At 61.4% G+C, this 16,089-nt stretch carries 13 protein-coding genes and 1 pseudogene; 4 read left to right on the plus strand and 10 right to left on the minus strand.

The features are described from left to right. Positions 1-1,195 (minus strand): annotated as a pseudogene (locus tag PMI34_RS22890) (hypothetical protein); the annotation flags it as partial. A 287-nt stretch (positions 1,196-1,482) separates the two neighbouring features. Next, positions 1,483-1,989: an HvfX family Cu-binding RiPP maturation protein gene (locus tag PMI34_RS22885; RefSeq protein WP_008046955.1), complete on the minus strand. Its 507-nt coding sequence runs from the start codon at positions 1,987-1,989 to the stop codon at positions 1,483-1,485. Between the two features lie 310 nt (positions 1,990-2,299). Between PMI34_RS22885 and PMI34_RS22880 the strand changes: the two genes are divergently transcribed. After that, positions 2,300-3,802 carry an aldehyde dehydrogenase family protein gene (locus PMI34_RS22880; RefSeq protein ID WP_008046957.1) on the plus strand — a complete coding sequence of 501 codons (1,503 nt, stop codon included), beginning with the start codon at positions 2,300-2,302 and terminating at the stop codon, positions 3,800-3,802. Between the two features lie 61 nt (positions 3,803-3,863). On the opposite strand, the gene PMI34_RS22875 is transcribed toward PMI34_RS22880, so the two are convergent. Then, the gene (locus PMI34_RS22875) at positions 3,864-4,523 is read right to left on the minus strand and encodes a carbonic anhydrase (protein WP_008046959.1); all 660 of its coding nucleotides are present in this window, start codon (positions 4,521-4,523) and stop codon (positions 3,864-3,866) included. Between the two features lie 61 nt (positions 4,524-4,584). Further along, positions 4,585-5,052 carry a cyanase gene (gene cynS / locus PMI34_RS22870; protein ID WP_008046964.1) on the minus strand — a complete coding sequence of 156 codons (468 nt, stop codon included), beginning with the start codon at positions 5,050-5,052 and terminating at the stop codon, positions 4,585-4,587. Between the two features lie 123 nt (positions 5,053-5,175). On the opposite strand from cynS, the gene cynR reads away from it, so the two are divergent. Next, a complete protein-coding gene (gene cynR / locus PMI34_RS22865; RefSeq protein WP_008046966.1) occupies positions 5,176-6,057 on the plus strand; it encodes a transcriptional regulator CynR in 882 nt (293 codons plus the stop codon). Positions 6,058-6,262: 205 nt separating this feature from the next. Here the strand turns inward: cynR and PMI34_RS22860 are convergent, their stop codons facing one another. The 3 genes from PMI34_RS22860 to PMI34_RS22850 all read right to left on the minus strand — a co-directional run bounded on the left by PMI34_RS22860 (position 6,263) and on the right by PMI34_RS22850 (position 9,659). Beyond that, positions 6,263-6,592, minus strand: coding sequence for a hypothetical protein (locus PMI34_RS22860; RefSeq protein WP_032829393.1), 330 nt, complete (start codon positions 6,590-6,592; stop codon positions 6,263-6,265). Between the two features lie 523 nt (positions 6,593-7,115). Then, the gene (locus tag PMI34_RS22855) at positions 7,116-7,619 is read right to left on the minus strand and encodes a GNAT family N-acetyltransferase (RefSeq protein WP_008046970.1); all 504 of its coding nucleotides are present in this window, start codon (positions 7,617-7,619) and stop codon (positions 7,116-7,118) included. 93 nt (positions 7,620-7,712) lie between these two features. Next, on the minus strand, positions 7,713-9,659 hold the full coding sequence (locus PMI34_RS22850) for a DNA topoisomerase III (RefSeq protein ID WP_238538760.1): 1,947 nt from the start codon (positions 9,657-9,659) through the stop codon (positions 7,713-7,715). Between the two features lie 258 nt (positions 9,660-9,917). On the opposite strand from PMI34_RS22850, the gene PMI34_RS22845 reads away from it, so the two are divergent. Beyond that, a complete protein-coding gene (locus tag PMI34_RS22845; RefSeq protein ID WP_008046975.1) occupies positions 9,918-10,286 on the plus strand; it encodes a DUF427 domain-containing protein in 369 nt (122 codons plus the stop codon). Between the two features lie 54 nt (positions 10,287-10,340). On the opposite strand, the gene PMI34_RS22840 is transcribed toward PMI34_RS22845, so the two are convergent. Next, the gene (locus tag PMI34_RS22840) at positions 10,341-11,963 is read right to left on the minus strand and encodes an MFS transporter (RefSeq protein ID WP_008046977.1); all 1,623 of its coding nucleotides are present in this window, start codon (positions 11,961-11,963) and stop codon (positions 10,341-10,343) included. A gap of 168 nt (positions 11,964-12,131) precedes the next feature. Further along, positions 12,132-13,781 (minus strand): GMC family oxidoreductase, encoded by a 1,650-nt coding sequence (locus PMI34_RS22835; protein WP_008046978.1) that lies wholly within the window; start codon positions 13,779-13,781, stop codon positions 12,132-12,134. Between the two features lie 132 nt (positions 13,782-13,913). On the opposite strand from PMI34_RS22835, the gene PMI34_RS22830 reads away from it, so the two are divergent. Continuing rightward, positions 13,914-14,801: a LysR family transcriptional regulator gene (locus tag PMI34_RS22830; RefSeq protein ID WP_008046980.1), complete on the plus strand. Its 888-nt coding sequence runs from the start codon at positions 13,914-13,916 to the stop codon at positions 14,799-14,801. A gap of 133 nt (positions 14,802-14,934) precedes the next feature. Here PMI34_RS22830 and PMI34_RS22825 read toward each other — a convergent pair whose 3' ends face one another. Beyond that, on the minus strand, positions 14,935-16,032 hold the full coding sequence (locus tag PMI34_RS22825) for a DNA alkylation repair protein (RefSeq protein WP_008046981.1): 1,098 nt from the start codon (positions 16,030-16,032) through the stop codon (positions 14,935-14,937). Positions 16,033-16,089: the final 57 nt, after the last annotated feature.

The raw sequence follows: 16,089 nt of genomic DNA on the forward strand, positions 1-16,089 counted from the left end.
GCGGCAGGTCCGGATCGAGCGCCCCTTGCTCGGCGTCTTCGGCGATTGGCGGCTTGAGGCGCTGGAGTTGACCGATGACGCTGATGAACTGCCCTTTGGAAACAATATCGGCCGAGCCATCGGCTTTCCGGATGCGGTAGGACAGTACCATCTGGGTCTTGGCAAAGCGGCGCAGGAGGGCATTGTCGATCGGTATTTCAAGGACGCTCGGTACGCTCTCCAGGACCTTGCCCGGCAGTTCGTGGTCGATCGGTGTCCCTTCCACCGGCGTGCCTTTGAGCTTGAGGAAGATGGTGTCGCCCTCCGCGAAAAACTTGCTGTCCACGGCAATGACCTGCCCGGTGCCCTTGGCATCGCCCAGCTTGTCGAGATCCAGTACGTTGTTCCGCGTTTCCTCGAGCAGCGGTGCCACTGGGCGCGCCGTGTCGATGCTGACCACCACCCGCTGGGCGACACTCCAGTCCTCGGAGCGGTTGTCGACCTTGTCGTAGAGTTCGAAAACCACCGCCAGCCCGGTGCTGTCAGAGTCCCCCGCGCTGCGGATCGTGGCCTCGTCGACATGAATGACGATGGGCGTTTTGCCGTCGGCCTGATCCTGGGTCAGTGGCGGGCTGAACACGAAGACCCCGCCCCAGCTCAGGCGGATCACGTCACCCGGGGCAATGTTCGGGTAGGGGTCAATCCTGATGTCGACGCCCGCGGCCACGTTGTCCTTATCGATGCCACCCTTGAGAATGTCGTCGGGAATGCACATGATCAGTTTGGAGTGGCCTGGCGTGTCGTTGTCATCCTTGCCACCGGGGCGGGTGAGTTTGACGAACACTTTCATCACTTCGGAAGGCTCGGCCGTCTGGCCCAGACGGGTCACGTCGTAGGAGACATCGAAGTTGCCGGCAAGGATGTGCCGTGCCTCCACGAACATCCGCAGTTCCGTGCCGACCTCATTTTCGTCCACGGTCTTTTGCAGCACCCGATTACCGGGACCCCAGAAAATCACCAGGCGGTCGCCTCGCCCCATGACCCCCCAGGGTCCGGCCAGACATTGCAGGCCATGGCGCGGGAAGTTGTCCCGCACCGCCGCGATGTTCAGGCCCCAGACATCGGGATTGGTGGAGATCGGGTCCTTGGTGCGGCCGGGAATGCCCAGCTCACGCAGGAGGTTGATGTGGTCGTCGGGGGAACGGGACGAGGCCATGGAAGAGACTCCAGTCGAAGGAAGGGGGACGGAGTGATTTAAAGCCTGACGGGGCGGGGCTGCCTACTGTCAGATCTGACAGGTCGGGAGGGGTTTCCGATGAGTGGTAGGTGTTTCGCCGGGGTTGATTTGATGGGCGGGATTGGGGGCCGTTGCAGGCAATCGCGCAAGACTCTGCTGGTGGGGGAGTGTCTGCCACTACCGAATAAACGGTACGCCGCATCGAGCAAAAAAACAGGGGACTTCATGGAAGTCCCCTTTTGTTTGTCCGGGTTGCAGATTGCGTTTCAGCGCCGCCAGATGAATCGAGCCAGCAGCGCATCGATGCTGAGCTTGCCGGCACCCGAAAGCAGCAGCGGCGTGAGGGCCACAAGGTAGATCAAGGGCAGCTTGAAGTTGCCGTAACCCTTGTTGCTGATGGCATAGCCCTGGGCGAGTTCACTGAGGGTATGCCAGTCGGCGGGCCAATGAACGGCGGCGGTTGCGACGAGGGTCACCACCATCAGGCACAACGCGGAAAAACGTGTGCCCAGGCCCACCAGCAAGGTCAAGGCGAAGATCAGTTCGGCCCACATCGACAGTTCCCAGTTCAGCGTCGCTGGAAGGTGGTCGAACGGAAACGGGAAGCGCGCCTGGATATCGGTAAACCAGTTCTGGCCGTTGAATTTTTCCAGGCCGGACTCGAGGAATTCCCAGGCGAGGAACACTCGCAGCGCCAGGGGGGCAACCCAGTCGCCGGCACGGTCGAGGTTCAGGTGCAGGCCTTTGACGGCCGAAGAAATGGAGGTGCTCATGGGCGTTGATCTCTTTCAGGTCAGGGAGGGAGGGCAACGGCATGCCCCTTGAGTTGAGCGCTTTGATCGGCGTGGCCAATCGACAGGCGTATTTCATCAACGGGGTGTATCTGCGGTGTGTCGTTGTGGCGGGGTTTTGAGTGCGGGGTGTGTCTGGGGCGGTGCTGTACACATTGAGATACGTAACCATGAGATTTTTCATCCAGTGCACAACCAGTGTGGGAGCGGGGGGATCACCGGTGTGAAGCGTGACGCTCCGGGGAAATTGCTATACATTTTCCGACCGCCCACAGCATGGTGAAACCGCTTCATGTCTCTTGCGCTCGAACGTCTAGTCGCTGGCACGCCCATCCCTTTCGCCGGTAATCGTGTCACTGTCGTCAGCCCCGAACTGGCGCAACGCTTCCAGCCCGGTGATCACCTGCTGGTGGAACAGGTCAGCGGCGAGTTGCTGCTGATCCCCGTGGCGGACCAGCAAGCGGCCAACGTTGCGATTGAGCGCGCCCAGGCGGCATTCACCGCGCTGTCGGCGGTGTCTGACCAGGCGATCAGTGCCTTCTTCGACCTGTTTGCCCAACGCCTGGAAACCCCGGAATGCTGGGCCTTGATCGAAGCCGCCAACCTGGCCGACATCGAACGGGCCAAGGCACGCGGTCGCTCGACTACCCGGTTGCTGGCCGATGAGCGCATGCGTCGTGACATGATCGCCGGCCTGCGCGCGTGGCGTGATGCGGCGGCCAGTCGTGGCAAGGTGATCAGTAGCGTCGAGCACGATGGCTGGAAGGTCGAGCAAGTGGTCTCGCCGCTGGGTATCGTCGCGTTTGTCTTCGAAGGCCGGCCGAATGTGTTTGCCGACGCGGCCGGTGTGTTGCGCACCGGCAATACCGCGGTGCTGCGCATCGGCAGTGATGCGTTGGGCACCGCCCAGGCGATCGTCGCCCATGCACTGAACCCTGCACTGAGCGACGCCGGCTTGCCGGCCGGTGCCGTGTCGCTGGTGGAAAGTGTCAACCACGCCGCCGGTTGGGCGATGTTCGCTGACCGGCGCCTGTCATTGGCGGTGGCCCGTGGTTCGGGTCGCGCCGTCAGCCAGTTGGGCAGCATCGCCCAGCAGGCCGGCACGGCGGTCAGCCTGCACGGCACCGGTGGCGCGTGGCTGATTGCCAACGCCGATGCCGACGCTCAGCGCTTTGCCGCCGTGGTGCGCAACTCCCTGGACCGCAAAGTCTGCAACACCCTGAACGTTTGCCTGATTCACCGCGACCGCGCCGCTGAACTGGTGCCGCTGTTCTTAGGCGCACTCAAGCAGGCCGGCACCGCGCGGGGCCAGGGTTGCAAGTTGCACATTGTCGAAGGCAGCGAGTCGCACCTGCCGCAAGACTGGCTGGCGGCAACGGTCCAGGTGTTCCGCGCCGAAGGCTATCAGAGCGAGGCGCAGGCCGAGCCGTTGGCGGAAGATCAATTGGGCCGTGAATGGGAGTGGGAAGAAACCCCGGAAGTCAGCCTGAAAATCGTCGACGACCTGGACAGTGCCATTGCCTTGTTCAATCGCTACAGCCCGCAATTCACGGTGTCATTGATCAGTGAAAGTGCCGAGGCCCAGGAGCGCTTCTACAACGCGGTCAACGCGCCTTTTGTCGGCAATGGCATCACCCGTTGGGTCGACGGCCAGTACGCGCTGAACAAGCCGGAACTGGGGCTTTCGAACTGGGAGAGCGGGCGCCTGTTTGCTCGCAGTGCGATTCTCTCGGGTGATGGCGTGTTCACCATTCGTAGCCGCATGACCCAGGTCGATCTGGGCGTCAAACGCTGAGAGGGCGGAACATGTGACCGCTGCAAGGGCGGTCACTTTTTTGAACAAACGGCAGTTCTGATCAAGCGGCCTTGATCGCCTTGGCCGATACGGCACAAGTGCCCGGATGCTCGACCAGCGACACGAAGCTTCGGCTGTCGGCATCCAGCGCATCGATCGAACCGGTCTCGATGTCGTACACCCAGCCATGCAGGTTCAACAGGCCTTTTTCCTGGGCCAGTCGCACACTCGGGTGCGTCTGGATATTGGCCAGTTGGGCAATGACATTTTCCCGAACCATCGAGCTGACCTTGGCCGCTTCGCTGGCGTGTGGCCGGCCTTCGTTGATCACTTTCGCTGATTCGGCGTGTTGCAGCCAACCGCTGACGGCGGGCAGGTGATCCATGCATGTGCACTTGGCCACCGCTGTCATGGCGCCGCAGTCCGAATGCCCGCAGATCACGATGTCGGTGACGCCGAGCACAGCGACGGCGTATTCGACAGTGGCCGATACACCACCCGGATGGGGGCTGTAGGACGGCACGATGTTGCCGGCGTTACGGATCACGAACAGTTCACCGGGCTCTTGTTGGGTCAGCAGTTCCGGTACTACACGGCTGTCGGAACAGGTGATGAACAGCGTACCTGGATGTTGGGTGGTGGCCAGGTGTTTGAACAGGTCGGTGCGTTGTGGAAAGGCTTCTTTCTGGAACTTCAAGAAACCGTCGATGAGCGCTTTCATGATCGCTTCCTCATGGGTGAGCAGGGTTTGGCCCGCACCGGTAGTGCGGGCCGGTAACAACTTAGAAAGGACGCAGGGGCAGGAACTTGCCGTCGAGGGTGATCACTGCGCGGGAGCCGCCTTCCGGATCTTCGATTTTCTTCATGTCGAGCTTGAAGTTGATCGCGCTGATGATGCCGTCGCCGAACTGCTCATGGACCAGGGCTTTGAGGGTGGTGCCGTAGATCTGGATCATTTCGTAGAAGCGGTAGATGGTCGGGTCGGTCGGCACACCCGAGAGGCTGCCGCGCAGCGGGATGATCTGTAGCCGGGCCACAGCGTCGGCGTCCAGTTCGAGTTTGTCGCCTACCACTTTGGCGGCGGTTTCCGGCAGCGGATGTTGACCGAGCAGGGCAGCGGTGACGTAGGCCAGGCTCAAGCCGGTGCCGTCGGCCAGGTCCTGCCACGACAGGTTTTTGCGTGCCTTGGCATCAAGGACAGAAGTGGTCAGGGCCAGGCTTGGGTCGTTGTAGGCGTGGGACTGTTGCATGGTGATTCTCCTATCGGGAGTGGCGTTGCTTGGGTGTGGGGTCATCTTCTGTCGATCGACCCATAGCGTCCAAGACCGATATACAATGCAATCCATAAGCACTGCCTATAAATGGAGAATCCCGTGTTGCTTCGACATTTGCGTTATCTGCTGGCGGTTGCCGACCAGGGTGGTTTCACTCGCGCCGCCGAAGTGCTGCACGTATCCCAGCCAACCTTGTCGCAGCAGATCCGCCAACTGGAAGAGTCTCTGGGCGTGAGTCTGTTCGACCGCACCTCGCGCACGGTCAAGCCGACCGATGCAGGCCAGGCTTACATTGAATGCGCGCGGCGGGTATTGGTGGAGCTGGAAGCGGGCAAGCGTGCGTTGCATGACGTGAAGGATCTGTCTCGCGGGACGTTGCGCCTGGCCATGACGCCAACCTTCATGGCCTATCTGGTAGGGCCGCTGGTGCGCGACTACGTGGCGCGCTACCCGAATATCCATCTGGAGATTTTTGAGCTGTCGATGGACGAAATCGAGGCCGGGCTGGCGGATGATTCGCTGGATGTCGCGATTGCGTTTGATCGGGTGAGAAGCGCCGACATCGAATCGATCCCGGCGTTTACCGAAACCTTGGGGTTGATGGTCGGGCGGGATCATCCGCTTTACGAGTATCAGGACGCGTTGTCCGCCGAAGAGGTGGCTCAACTTGAGTTTGCGCTGCTGACCCCGGACTACATCACCCGCACATGCATCGATGAGTTTTTCGCAGAGGCGCAGATCACGCCCAAAGTGGTGATTGAAGTGAACTCGGTCAACACGCTGCTGGAAGTCATCCGGCACTGCGCCATCGCCACCATCCTGCCGGAACCCATCGCCACGCAGGATCGGGCATTGCGCAAGCTTTCCATGCAGGGAGCGGCGCCAGAGCGCGGGGCTGCGTTGCTGCGGCGCAAGAACAACTATCACAGTGCGACGTCGGTGGCGTTTGTGGAGCTGGTGTTGGGAATGGATTTTTCTTGACTACTACAACTCCCCCTGTGGGAGCGGGCTTGCTCCGGGCGGCGTTCCGACGAAGGCGGTGTATCAGTTGACATTGTGTTGTCTGACACACCGCCTTCGCGAGCAAGCCCGCTCCCACAGTTGATCTTTGTACGGGCATAAAAAAGGCCTGCTCCTTATTGGGAGCAGGCCCTGTTTTTCAATAAGTCAGTAATGACTCATTCAATTAGTAGAACCGGTCAATCACCCGAACTTCGTTCTGATTCTGCATCGAGGCCCAGGCCTGTTTCAGGGTTTGCAGAACATTACCGATGAAGTCCTTGTCGGCCGCGGCCTTCTTGCCGACATAGCCCTGGCCGCGACGGTACATCTTCAGTCGGGCCAGCAGGTTCTGGTTGTTCTGGTCGAACTCTGCTTCATGGGCGTGCGGCGACAGGCAGTCGATATGCACCTGGCCGCACTTGCTGATCCAGAGAATATGGTTGTCGTGGCTGTCTTTCTTTGCAGCGAAGATACGAGCCAGTTCATCGATAGTTGGTTGATTGTTCAGATTCATCATAAAGCCCCTTGACCAATTGGTGATCTTTCAAAGTTGATTCGCTAATACAGGTAGCCCATCGGTTAGTTGATCCCTGGCACCGAAACCAGGACGTCAGCGTTCGACCGCCTTATCGGACGGGGTCCTGCGTCTGTTGCATGTAGTCGTGTTGAATAACTGCTACGCAATAGCGTCACAACGAAGAGAAGCGGCGAAAACCTTAAGGCTACTGCCGACGTTTTCAGGGTCGGCCACAAGCTTCATGAGGATTGCTCGCCGAGTCTTCTCGCCCTTGTACTGGACGTTCAGGCCAGGTCAGCTTCTTCAATCTGCCTTGTGGGCAGCGTGTATCCGGGAAAAACAGCTCGGCGGTCAGACGAGCTTGCTCAAACGTGTTGCCTGTACTCCCGATCGGGGAGACGTCTGCATCATGCAAGGGCAAATCGGAGGCGTCAACGGTTTTGTAGTGATTATTTTCAGTCACTACATATTGTCGGACAAAGCTGTTGGGAATTAGCGCGGGGAGACGAGGGCGTGTCGATCAGGACGACAAAGGTGGACACTCAAAGCGGTAAAAAGTGCAGGGATGACCGTCCACCAGCTGTTGATGCAAGGTGAACGCGCCAACGCCGAGCCCCGGCATTGCGGCGGCCCAGAACAGGCGTGCCGGCTGATTCGCCTCGAGATGGAAAATCTGCCATTGACCGGGGAATCGGCTCAAGAGGGTGGAAACGACAAATCGCGCGACACCCCGGCCACGGTAGCGTCGGCTGACAAACAGATAGCCGATGTTGTTCTCGGCACCGGGTAGATGGACCTGGTTATCCACGGTCACGAAGCCGGCCAGTTCACCGTCGACCTTGATCAGGAAGGGCCGGGTGGCCGGGTTTCGCCAGTAGTCGGGCATGGGCAGGATGTTGAACAAACCGTATTCGCCCAGTTTCAGCGGCAACCATTCACTGAAGTCGTAGGTGTAGAACTGCATCAGGTTCTCGATGGTTTGCAGTTCATCGCGTTGGGCGGCGTGCAGTTCTATTGAAGTCATTTGAAGTGGCTCCTGGCAGGCCAAGGGACACGGATCATTATGGCTGGCGACGAACGATCCGTGGCGAGGGAGCAAGCTCCCTCGCCACAGGGTTTACGTGTTGCCTGCCGGCTTTGCCCTGCGCTTGGTGCCGCTCGCTGCTTTGCGCGGGGCGCCTTTACGTTTTTTCTTCCATGGGGCTGCGGCGGAGCCGCCGGGCGGTGGGCCGCTGATGGTCAGGCTCAGCCCGGCACAGCGACTGACCTGTTTGCTCATCCACGCCGCCTGTTTGGTGACGAACTCTTCCAGGCTCATTTCCCCGCTTTGCACCATGTCCAGGGCCTGCTCCCAGATCGCCGTGGTGCCCGGATCGGCGATGGCCCGCGGCACGGCGTCGATCAGGCTGAACGCGGCCGGCGTGGCGGCCAGGGCCTTGCCGTTCTTGACCAGGTAACCACGGTCGAGCAGGCCCTGGATGATCGACGCACGGGTCGCTTCGGTGCCGATGCCGGTGGTGTCCTTGAGCTTTTGCTTGAGCAGCGGGTCCTCCACCAGTTTGGCGACATTCTTCATGGCTTTGATCAGGTCGCCTTCGGTGAACGGCTTTGGCGGTTGCGTCCAGAGGTCTTTGAATTGCACGCCAGCCACTGCGCAATCGATGCCTTCGGCCAGGTTGGGCAGAGTCTGCGGCGCCGGAGCTTCGCGCCCCTTGGCCGCAGCCAGCGCTTCGGGCAGGGCGCGTTTCCAGCCCGGCTCGATGATCTGCTTGCCGACAGCACGCAGGGCTTCACTGGCGCAGTCGAAGTCGGCCTGGGTGCGGTCGTATTCGTGGTTGGGCAGGAACTGCGCCAGGTATCGGGCGCGGATCAGGGTGTAGACCGCACGTTGTTTGCCCGCCAGCTTGTCGAGATTTTTCGCAGCGGCGGTGGGGATGATGCCGTGGTGCGCGCTGACCTTGGCATCGTTCCAGGCCCGTGAGCGCCGTTGCGGATCAAGGTGATCGTGCAAGGCGTTCAACGCCGGATCTGCCTGGCGCAACGCCGCCAGAATGGCGGGTGCCTCGCTGTGCTGGCTGAGGGGCAAGTAGCCGCAATCACTGCGCGGATAGGTAATGACTTTGTGGGTTTCGTAGAGCGCCTGGGCGATGTCGAGGGTTTCCTGGGCGCCGAGGCCGAGTTTCTTTGAGCAGACCTCCTGCAGGGTGCCCAGGTCGAACGGCAGCGGGGCCACTTCGCGCATCCGTTCGGTGCGCAGCTTGATCACCCGCGCACTGGCCGCGCCGCGCATGGCGGCCGCCGCTTGTTGCGCCAGCGCCTGGTTCAGGCAGCGGTCCTGATCGTCGCAAAGCTGCGACGGCGCGCGCCATTGTGCGGTGAATGCGGTGCCGTTGTGTTGCAGTTGCACGTCGATGGCCCAGTAAGGGACGGGCACAAAGTCGGCGATGCTGCGATCGCGATCCACCACCAGGCGCAAGGTCGGCGTTTGTACCCGGCCGACCGGCAGCACGCCTTGATAGCCGGACTGGCGCCCCAGCAGGGTGAACAGTCGACTCATGTTCATGCCGATCAGCCAGTCGGCCCGGGAACGCCCCAGGGCCGAGTGATAGAGGCTGAAGGTCTCGTTCCCCGGTTTGAGGGCCGCGAGGGCCTTGCGGATGGACGCATCGTCCAGCGCCGACAACCAGAGGCGGCGGATCGGCCCGCGATAGCGGCAATGTTCCACCAGTTCCCGGGCAATCATCTCGCCCTCGCGGTCGGCGTCCGTGGCAATGATCAGTTCGCAGGCTTCACCGAGCAGGCGCTTGACCGCCTTGTACTGGCTGGCGGTGCGCGGCTTGACGGTCATCTTCCATTTTTCGGGAATGATCGGCAGGTCGGCCAGCACCCAGCGCTTGTAGCGCGCGTCGTAGGCATCCGGCGGTGCGGTTTCCAGCAGGTGGCCGATGCACCAGGTCACCGTGACGTCCGTTCCCAGCCAGCAGCCATCGCCCCGGCGCCGGGCGCCGAGGACTGCCGCGATGTCTTTGGCCTGGGAAGGTTTTTCACAGAGGTACAGCCGCATAACCACCATCGTCGATCAATGTGCGAGAGGTGCACAGAATGGCGGTTGATGGACGATGGAGCAATCATTATCTGTATGGATGTACAGCCTGGTGTGTCGCTCCCGTTCGGCTGCGAAGCAGTCGCGAGGGTAAAACTTGGGTTATACCTGATAAATCGAGGTTTCAGGTTTTGGGGCTGCTGCGCAGCCCATCGCGGGCAAGCCACGCTCCCACATCATCGATTTGCAGGTCCATCACCGTCATGAGGAACGTTTTCCATGAAAAGCTCCGGTCCTAGTCCTGTCATCACCATCGCCGAGCAGCCTGGCTGTCTGCTGGTGAGATTTCACGGTATTCAAGTAGCCGCCTCGGCGCGTGCCCTGGTGTTGCTGGAGGCCAACTACCCGCCGGTGTACTACGTGCCGCGAGAGGATATCGACGAGAAATATTTCGCCCGCACCGACCACACCAGCTATTGCCCGTACAAGGGCGATGCCAGCTATTTCAGCCTGCAGGTACCGGGGCATGAAAGCGCCAACGCGGTGTGGAGCTACGAAGACCCCAAGGTGTCGGTGGAGCAAATCCGCGGGTATCTGGCGTTCTATCCGGATCAGGTGAAGTTCGAGTTGCTTGATGCCGAAGTTTGATTGGAGCTGATCGCCGCGACGAGGGAGCCTGCTCCCTCGTCGGCAGGCATTGCCTCAGTTCTTGTCGAGATCCACGTTGCGTGTCTCACGCAGGCAAATCATCCCCACTATCAGGCTCACCCCGGTGATCACCACCGGGTACCACAGCCCGTAGAAGATGTCCCCGGTGTATACCACCAGGGCAAATGACACCGTCGGCAGGAAGCCGCCGAACCAGCCGTTGCCGATGTGGTAGGGCAGGGACATCGAGGTGTAGCGGATGCGGGTCGGGAACAGTTCGACCATCAACGCCGCCAGCGGGCCGTAGCACATCGCGGAGATGATGATCAGCGCGACGATCAGCGCCACGATCATCGGCTTGTCGATCTGCTGCATGTCCGCCTGTTGCGGGTAACCGGCGAGGGTCACGGCGCCGCGCAGGGCGGCTTCGTCGAAACCATCGATCTTCACGTCACCGACGCTGACCTGCACGCCGCTGCCGGCCGGGGCCGCAGCGCTCTGGTAAGGCAGGCCCTGCTTGACCAGGAAGGTCTTGACCTTATCGCACGGGCTGTCGAATTTCGCCTTGCCCACCGGGTCGAACTGGAAGGTGCAGGTGGCCGGGTCGGCCATCACGGTGATCGGTGCCTGGCGACTGGCCTGGTCGATGGCCGGGTTGGCGTAGTGGGCCAGGGTCTTGAAGATCGGGAAGTACAGCGCGGTGGCCAGCAGCAGGCCGATCATCAGCACCGGTTTGCGCCCGACCTTGTCCGACAGCCAGCCAAAGAAAATGAAGAACGGCGCACCGATGGTCACGCTGACAATCAGCAGACCGTTGGCCACCGCCGGGTCCATTTTCAGGAACTGGGTGAGGAAGAACAGCACATAGAATTGCGCGGCGTAGAAGGTCACCGCTTGCCCGGCATTGATGCTGAACAGGGCGATCAGCACCACCTTGAGGTTTTCCCATTTGCCGAAGGAATCGCGAATCGGCTGTTTGCACAGCTTGCCTTCTTCTTTCATTTTCACGAAGGCCGGCGACTCGTGCAGGCTCAGGCGAATCCAGGTCGAGATGCCCAGCAGCACGATGGAAAACAGGAACGGAATGCGCCAGCCCCAGACTTCGAACTGGTCACCGGTGAAGTAGCGGCAGCCCAGCACCACCAGCAACGAGAGCAGCAGGCCCAGGGTTGCGGTGGATTGAATCCAGCTGGTGTGGAAGCCACGCTTGCCGATGGGTGCGTGCTCGGCGACATAGGTCGCGGCGCCGCCATATTCACCGCCCAGAGCCAGGCCCTGGAGCATGCGCAGCACCACCAGGATGATCGGCGCGGCGATGCCGATGCTGGCGTAGGTCGGCAGCAGCCCGACGCAGAACGTCGCCAGGCCCATGAGGACGATGGTGGCGAGGAAGGTGTACTTGCGCCCGATCATGTCCCCCAACCGCCCGAACACCAGCGCGCCGAACGGCCGGACAATGAAGCCGGCGGCGAAGGCCATCAGCGCAAAGATAAACGCCGTGGTGTCGTTGACCCCGGCGAAAAACTGCTTGCTGATCACCGCCGCGAGGGCGCCATAGAGGAAAAAGTCGTACCACTCGAAGACAGTCCCGAGGGACGAGGCGAAGATGACTTTCTGGGTTTCCTGGCTGGTGCCCGCGCTGCGCACGGCTTCCAGGGTTTGAACATTTTCTGACATACCGGTATCCCTCACAGTGATTGTTTTTGTTGTTCCACTGGTGTTGCGTGTTCCATTTCAGGGGTAATGCTCAGTGTCCGTGAATCTAATGCGGTCCTTGTGGGAGCGGGCTTGCTCCGGGCGGCGTTCCGACGAAAGCGGTGGGTCAGCCAACAATTATGTTGAATGTCACACCGTCATCGCGGGCAAGCCCGCTCCCACAGGTGATGTGTTTACAGCAGGGTTGAGAATCATCTGCGCAGCCTTCTCTGCGATCATCAGTGTCGGCGAGCAGGTGTTGCCCGAGGTGATGCGCGGCATGATCGAGGCATCGGCGATGCGCAGGCCGGGGATGCCATGGACCTTGAGTTGCGCATCGACCACGGCGTCGGCGTCATTGCCCATGCGGCAGGTGCCCACCGGATGGAAAATCGTGGTGCCGATCCGCGCGGCGGCTTCGTGCAGTTGTTCTTCGCTTTGCAGGCTGGCGCCGGGCAGGTATTCCACCGGGTTGAACGCGCGCAGGGCCGGGGCGGCGACAATGCGCCGGGTCAGGCGAATGGCGTCGGCGGCAATGCGCAAGTCCTCCGGATGGCTCAGGTAATTGGGTTGGATCAGCGGTGCTTCTTGTGGATTGGCGGAACGGATTTCCACCCGGCCACGGCTTTGCGGGCGCAGATCGCAGACCGACGCGGTGAACGCCGGGAAGGCATGCAGCGGTTCGCCAAAGCGCTCCAGTGACAGCGGTTGCACGTGGTATTCGAGGTTGGCTGAAGTCTGCTCCGGCCCCGAGCGGGCAAAGGCGCCCAACTGGCTCGGCGCCATGGACAGCGGGCCGCTGCGGTCATACAGGTAGCGCAGGCCCATGCCCAGCTTGCCCCACAGGCTGCCGGCAATCTGGTTCAGGGTGCGGGCATTGTCCAGCTTGTAGATCAGCCGCAGTTGCAGGTGATCCTGCAGGTTGCCGCCGACACCGGGCAGTTCATGGGCGACGCCAATGCCCAGCCGTTCCAGCAGTGGGCGCGGGCCGATGCCGGAGCGTTGCAGGATGCCGGGCGACCCGACCGAGCCGGCACAGAGGACGATTTCCTTGCGCGCCTTGAAGGTCTTCACCGCGCCTTGCCAGCGGGCGCTGACTGCCGATGCGCGGCCATTGTCCAGCAGTACACGGTCGACTTCGACCCCGGTCAGCACAGTGAGATTGGAGCGTTGGCGTATCGGCTTGAGAAACGCCTTGGCCGCGTTCCAGCGGATGCCGGCCTTCTGATTGACCTGGAAATAGCCGCAACCTTCGTTGTCGCCCTGGTTGAAGTCATCGATGCTGGCGATGCCGCTTTGTTCGGCGGCGCTGCGGAACGCATCGAGAATCGGCCATGACAGGCGCTGGCGTTCGACCCGCCATTCACCCGCGGCGCCGTGAAATTCGGCGGCGCCGGCAAAGTGGTTTTCACTTTGCTTGAACAGCGGCAACACCTCTTGCCAGCTCCAGCCAGGGTTGCCGTCGGCGGCCCAGCGGTCGTAGTCGCCGGCCTGGCCGCGCATGTAGATCATGCCGTTGATGGATGAGCAGCCACCCAGTACCTTGCCGCGCGGATAGCTCAGGGCGCGGCCTTGCAGGCCCGTTTGCGCTTCGGTCTTGAAGCACCAGTCGGTGCGCGGGTTGCCGATGCAGAACAGGTAGCCCACGGGGATGTGAATCCACGCATAGTTGTCACGGCCGCCGGCCTCGAGCAGCAGCACGCGATGTCGCGCATTGGCCGACAGTCGATTGGCCAGCAGACACCCGGCCGGCCCGGCCCCGACCACGATGTAATCGTATTCATCCAGGGAAGCCTGCATCCTTGACCTCGTGTTGTTGTTCTTGTTGTCTGTCATCCTAGTTGTTAGCTTTCGTCAAAAGAATGTTAGTTTTTGCGCAGCTGCTGTGCGTTTTTAAACAGCATCCCGAACGGTAAAGAACAAGGACGCTTCATGTTCGACTGGAATGACCTGCGGTTTTTTCTCGAATTGCAGCGCAGCGGGCGTTTGCTCACCGCTGCCCGTCGCCTGAACACCACCCACGCCACCGTGGCGCGGCACATCGAGGCCATCGAAAAGAGCCTCGGTACGGCGTTGTTCGTTCAGCATGCCCAGGGCTATGAGATGACCCCGGCGGGCGAGGCTTTGCTGAAACACGCCGAGGCGATGGAGAACGTGGCGCTGCTGGCCCAGGAGGAAATCACCCAGTCCACCGCGCCGCTGGGCAAAATCCGTGTCGGGGTGACGGAAGGGCTGGGCATCATGTTCCTGGCCAGTCGCATGAACGGCTTGTTCGAGCGCTATCCGGGGCTGGAGGTGGAACTGGTGGCGGTGCCGCGTTTTGTCAGCATCCTCAACCGCGAGGCGGAAATCAGCATCCACCTCGAACGCCCGGCCGCCGACATGCTGGTCACCCGCAAACTCACCGACTATCGCCTGGCGCTCTACGCCAGCCAGGAGTACCTCGATCGCTCACCGCCGTTGCGCAGTCGCGAAGACCTGGGGCGTCATGCGTGGATCGGCTACGTCGACGACTTGCTGTTCAGCCAGGAACTGATGTTCCTCAACAGCTTCTGCCGCAACCCGCAGGTGGTGTTTCACAGCACCAGCGTGATCGCCCAGCAACAGGCTGCGCGCTCGGGCCTCGGGATTGCGGTGTTGCCGTGTTACATGGCCAGTGCCGATCCGGGGCTGGTGCCGCTGTTGCCGGATGAAAGCATCCAGCGCAGTTACTGGATCAGCACTCGCCGGGAGCTGCACAAGTCGGTGCGGTTGCGGGTGTTGTGGGATTATGTGGTGGAGTTGTGTGAGCGGGAGCAGGGGTTGCTACTGGGTAGCTGACCCGACGCCTTCGCGGGCAAGCCCGCTCCCACAGGTTTTTGTGCTGTTCACACCAACTGTGTAACGCAGCAGATCCCTGTGGGAGCGGGCTTGCCCGCGAAGGCGGCGGTACATCCAATACCCATCTTGAGGTTCAAGCAAGAATCTCGAACGCCGTACTGGCCAGCCGCTCGCCATTGACCATGACATGCACCGCATGGCGCCCCGCATAATGCCGGCGGGTGGTGAGTTCCTTGATCTGCTGGCCACGGCTGACGGCTTCGACGGCATTGCCCGGCAGCGTCAGCGCCTTGAGCTTGAACACCTTGGCCGAGGTGCTGCCGTTGGCCTTGACGTAATCGATGGCGTAGTCGATTACCAGGCGCTGACTGCTTTCTACCGTGGATCTGACGGCAAACGACAGGGTGATCTTTTCTCCCAGGCCAATCACCGGCGGTTCGACTTTTACATCAACGATCTCGACCTCGGGTTTGCCGCCCGCGCCGATGATCGCCAGTGCCCGCTGGTTGCCCTGTTTGATCAGGCTGCGCAGCGCGTGTCTGGCGATCCATGCGGTGTGCCGGTTGTCCAGCGACCAGCCTTCAATCAGATCCAGCACCCGGTCGGGGTGATCCTTGGTGATGTCGTTGAGGTGGTTGGCCACGGATTTGCGCACGTACAGGCTGGTGTCGGCCTTGAGGTTGTCGAGGATGTTCGCGGCCAGTGTCGGATCGGCCTGGATGGTCTCCAGCCGGAATGACCAGGGCAGGCGCGGCCGGCATCCTTCGCTGGCCAGGCGCCGCACGTGCTCGTTGTCATCCAGGGACCAGTCATGCATCAGCTTGAGCGAGCGCTGGAGGTCACTGCGCAGAAAGTGGCGGATCGCGAATTCCGAAGAGCCAAAAGCGGTGAAGTACTTCAGCGCGTCCATCGACTGATCGAACGCATGGGCGCCGTAGCTGGCGACATAGTGCGGCAGGCACATGCTGACGAAGCTGCTGTTCAGGCGCGGGGCGAGGGCGCGCAGCACCTGCAGCGACGCCTCGTAGTCCAGGGGAAGTACGGCGTGCAGGCACTCACTGACCCGGGCCATGCGCTGCATGACGCTGAGGTCTGCCAGGCCGGATTGGGCCAGGTTCAGGAAGCGCGTGGCCTCGAATGGCGGATAGACCGCGGTCATTTCGGTGGCGATGTGCCTGAGGCGCTCGGCGTTGAAGATTTCCTTGAGGGCGGGGGAGGACTCGTCAGCCATGGTGGATTCCTTTGAAATGATTGTTTATCCAATGCACCGCGTCATCGTTCATCGCGG

This window comes from Pseudomonas sp. GM74 (genome assembly GCF_000282455.1).
In the GTDB taxonomy this organism is placed as follows: domain Bacteria; phylum Pseudomonadota; class Gammaproteobacteria; order Pseudomonadales; family Pseudomonadaceae; genus Aquipseudomonas.

What these genes read in the sequence shown, in the direction of transcription:
- PMI34_RS22830 (WP_008046980.1), top strand. Translation starts at nt 13,914, where the DNA reads ATGTTCGACTGGAATGACCTGCGGTTTTTTCTCGAATTGCAGCGCAGC.
- PMI34_RS22850 (WP_238538760.1), bottom strand. Translation starts at nt 9,659, where the DNA reads ATGCGGCTGTACCTCTGTGAAAAACCTTCCCAGGCCAAAGACATCGCG.
- PMI34_RS22875 (WP_008046959.1), bottom strand. Translation starts at nt 4,523, where the DNA reads ATGAAAGCGCTCATCGACGGTTTCTTGAAGTTCCAGAAAGAAGCCTTT.
- PMI34_RS22880 (WP_008046957.1), top strand. Translation starts at nt 2,300, where the DNA reads ATGTCTCTTGCGCTCGAACGTCTAGTCGCTGGCACGCCCATCCCTTTC.
- PMI34_RS22885 (WP_008046955.1), bottom strand. Translation starts at nt 1,989, where the DNA reads ATGAGCACCTCCATTTCTTCGGCCGTCAAAGGCCTGCACCTGAACCTC.
- cynS (WP_008046964.1), bottom strand. Translation starts at nt 5,052, where the DNA reads ATGCAACAGTCCCACGCCTACAACGACCCAAGCCTGGCCCTGACCACT.
- PMI34_RS22860 (WP_032829393.1), bottom strand. Translation starts at nt 6,592, where the DNA reads ATGAATCTGAACAATCAACCAACTATCGATGAACTGGCTCGTATCTTC.
- PMI34_RS22855 (WP_008046970.1), bottom strand. Translation starts at nt 7,619, where the DNA reads ATGACTTCAATAGAACTGCACGCCGCCCAACGCGATGAACTGCAAACC.
- PMI34_RS22840 (WP_008046977.1), bottom strand. Translation starts at nt 11,963, where the DNA reads ATGTCAGAAAATGTTCAAACCCTGGAAGCCGTGCGCAGCGCGGGCACC.
- PMI34_RS22845 (WP_008046975.1), top strand. Translation starts at nt 9,918, where the DNA reads ATGAAAAGCTCCGGTCCTAGTCCTGTCATCACCATCGCCGAGCAGCCT.
- PMI34_RS22835 (WP_008046978.1), bottom strand. Translation starts at nt 13,781, where the DNA reads ATGCAGGCTTCCCTGGATGAATACGATTACATCGTGGTCGGGGCCGGG.
- PMI34_RS22825 (WP_008046981.1), bottom strand. Translation starts at nt 16,032, where the DNA reads ATGGCTGACGAGTCCTCCCCCGCCCTCAAGGAAATCTTCAACGCCGAG.